This window comes from Streptomyces sp. SID3212 (genome assembly GCF_009865405.1).
Lineage (GTDB): Bacteria > Actinomycetota > Actinomycetes > Streptomycetales > Streptomycetaceae > Streptomyces.
Genome location: NZ_WWJY01000407.1, coordinates 1 through 2,938, shown reverse-complemented (window position 1 = coordinate 2,938; position 2,938 = coordinate 1). Strand labels below are relative to the sequence as shown.

The 2,938-nt window shown below is 71.5% G+C and carries 2 protein-coding genes and 1 pseudogene; all 3 read left to right on the top strand.

What is annotated here, in order from left to right; translation table 11 throughout:
* The first annotated feature begins 318 nt into the window (after nt 1-318).
* Nucleotides 319-2,166 (top strand): glutamine--fructose-6-phosphate transaminase (isomerizing), encoded by a 1,848-nt coding sequence (gene glmS, locus GT042_RS12360; protein WP_161308772.1) that lies wholly within the window; start codon nt 319-321, stop codon nt 2,164-2,166.
* Nucleotides 2,167-2,268: 102 nt separating this feature from the next.
* The gene (locus tag GT042_RS12355) at nt 2,269-2,637 is read left to right on the top strand and encodes a holo-ACP synthase (RefSeq protein WP_161308771.1); all 369 of its coding nucleotides are present in this window, start codon (nt 2,269-2,271) and stop codon (nt 2,635-2,637) included.
* A 118-nt stretch (nt 2,638-2,755) separates the two neighbouring features.
* Nucleotides 2,756-2,938: pseudogene (locus tag GT042_RS12350) on the top strand (bifunctional ADP-dependent NAD(P)H-hydrate dehydratase/NAD(P)H-hydrate epimerase); the annotation flags it as partial.

Below are 2,938 nucleotides of genomic sequence, written 5' to 3'. Positions count from 1 at the left end.
CGCGCAGGTCCGGGTGGACCGGGTCGAGGACGACGGCCGGGTCCGGCGGCAGGTCCGCGCCGACGGTGGCGCCGTGGCGCAGCATCCGGGGCAGGGCGATCAGCGTACGAAGTGTCACGAAGCCCCATTCAACGCGGTGGTGTGCGAGGTGCGCGCGGTGTGCGCCGTGTGCGCCGTGTGCGCAATTCAATGCGGTGGTGTGCGTACCGACAAGTGACGGCCGGTGCGGCGGCCATGGTGACCGGCGCCGGCAAGGCCGGGCCCACCGTACGGGCCTGGTTACCCGGGGCGTGGCGTCCCGCGCCTTAGGCTGCCGACATGTGTGGAATTGTGGGATATGTCGGTGGTCAGTCGGCGCTCGATGTGGTTGTCGCGGGCCTCAAACGACTCGAATACCGGGGCTACGACTCGGCCGGGGTCGCGGTGCTCGCGGACGGCGGGCTCGCCACGTCGAAGAAGGCGGGCAAGCTCGTCAACCTGGAGAAGTCACTCGCGGAACAGCCGCTGCCGAGCGGTACCACCGGCATCGGGCACACCCGGTGGGCCACCCACGGCGGCCCGACGGACCTCAACGCCCACCCCCACCTGGACAACGCGGGCCGGGTCGCCGTCGTCCACAACGGGATCATCGAGAACTTCGCCGCCCTGCGCGCCGAACTGACCGACCGGGGCCACGGCCTGGAGTCGGAGACGGACACCGAGGTGGTCGCGCACCTGCTGGCCGAGGCGTACTCGGCCTGCGGCGACCTGGCGGACTCCCTGCGCCAGGTGTGCCGGCGGCTGGACGGCGCCTTCACCCTCGTCGCCGTACACGCGGACGAGCCGGACGTGGTGGTGGGCGCGCGGCGCAACTCCCCGCTGGTGGTGGGCGTGGGCCACGGGGAGGCCTTCCTGGCCTCGGACGTCGCGGCCTTCATCGCCCACACCCGCTCGGCGGTCGAACTGGGCCAGGACCAGGTGGTCGAGCTGCGCAGGGACGGCGTGACGGTGACCGACTTCCACGGCGCACCGGCCGAGACCCACGCGTACCACATCGACTGGGACGCCTCGGCGGCCGAGAAGGCCGGCTACGAGTCCTTCATGCTCAAGGAGATCGCCGAACAGCCGAAGGCGGTGGCGGACACCCTGCTGGGACGTATCGACGGTGAGGGCCGGCTGTCGCTGGACGAGGTACGGATCCCGGCGGAGGTGCTGCGGGAGGCGGACAAGGTCGTCATCGTGGCGTGCGGGACGGCGTTCCACGCCGGGCTGATCGCGAAGTACGCCATCGAGCACTGGACCCGGATCCCCTGCGAGGTGGAGCTGGCGAGCGAGTTCCGCTACCGCGACCCGATCCTGGACCGGCGGACGTTGGTGATCGCCATCTCCCAGTCCGGCGAGACGATGGACACGCTGATGGCGCTGCGGCACGCCCGGGAGCAGGGCGCGAAGGTGCTGGCGATCTGCAACACCAACGGCTCGACCATCCCGAGGGAGTCGGACGCGGTCCTGTACACGCACGCGGGCCCCGAGGTCGCCGTGGCGTCCACGAAGGCGTTCCTCACGCAGCTGGTGGCGTGTTACCTGGTGGCGCTGTACCTGGGGCAGTCACGCGGGACGAAGTGGGGCGACGAGATCCGGGCGGTGGTACGGGACCTGTCGCACATCTCGGGGGAGGTGGAGCGGGTCCTGGAGACGATGGAGCCGGTACGGGAACTGGCGCGCTCGCTCAAGGACAAGAAGACGGTGCTGTTCCTGGGGCGGCACGTGGGGTACCCGGTGGCACTGGAGGGTGCGCTCAAGCTGAAGGAACTGGCGTACATGCACGCCGAGGGGTTCGCGGCGGGCGAGTTGAAGCACGGCCCGATCGCGCTGATCGAGGAGGACCTGCCGGTGGTGGTCGTCGTACCCTCGCCGCGCGGCCGGTCGGTGCTGCACGACAAGATCGTGTCGAACATCCAGGAGATCCGGGCCAGGGGGGCGCGCACGATCGTGATCGCGGAGGAGGGGGACGAGGCGGTGGCGCCGTACGCGGACCATCTGATCCGCATCCCCGTGACGCCGACGCTGCTGCAACCCTTGGTGGCGACGGTGCCGTTGCAGGTGTTCGCGTGCGAGCTGGCGACGGCGCGGGGCAACGAGGTGGACCAGCCGCGGAACTTGGCGAAGTCGGTGACGGTGGAGTGAACGCGGGAGTGCGGGCGCGGGAATGCCGGTGCGCGGGAGTGCGTGTGTCGGTGAGATGCGCGCGTGAGTGAGTACGTGAGTGAGTGAGGGAGTGGGTTCAGGGTGATCATCGGGGTGGGGATCGACGTCGCGGAGATCGACCGGTTCGGGGAGTCGCTGCTGCGTACCCCCCAGATGGTCGAACGCCTTTTCTCGGAGCGGGAGTTGCTGCTGCCGAGCGGTGAGCGGCGCGGTACGGCGTCCCTCGCGGCGCGGTTCGCCGCGAAGGAGGCCGTGGCGAAGGCGCTGGGCGCGCCCGGGGGGCTGCGCTGGCTCGACGCGGAGGTGTACGTCGAGGAGAGCGGGCAGCCGAGGCTGCGCGTGCTCGGGACGGTGGCGGCGCGGGCGGCGGAGCTGGGGGTACGGAACTGGCACGTGTCGCTGAGCCATGACGCGGGGGTGGCTTCGGCGGTGGTGATCGCGGAGGGGTGAGGGGGGGCGGGACGGCGAGGGTGCGGGGGCGGGGGTAGGTCGTTGGCGGGTGGGCCGGGTGTGGTCGGTCGGCCCGGGTGTGGTCGGTCGGCCCGGGTGTGGACGGAGAGATGGGCGTATGCGGACTGCTTACAGCGTGGAGACGGTACGGAACGCCGAGCGGGAGCTGATGGCCCGGCTGCCGGAGGGCGCGCTGATGCAACGCGCGGCGGCCGGACTGGCGGCGGCCTGCGCGGACCTGCTGGGTGGTGGGTCGGCGGCGGGGTCGGGGTCGGCGGCCGGGCCGGGGTCGGTGGCCGGG

Bases quoted from the DNA above. Each gene is read 5' to 3' on its own strand.
- glmS (WP_161308772.1), top strand. From the start codon at position 319: ATGTGTGGAATTGTGGGATATGTCGGTGGTCAGTCGGCGCTCGATGTG.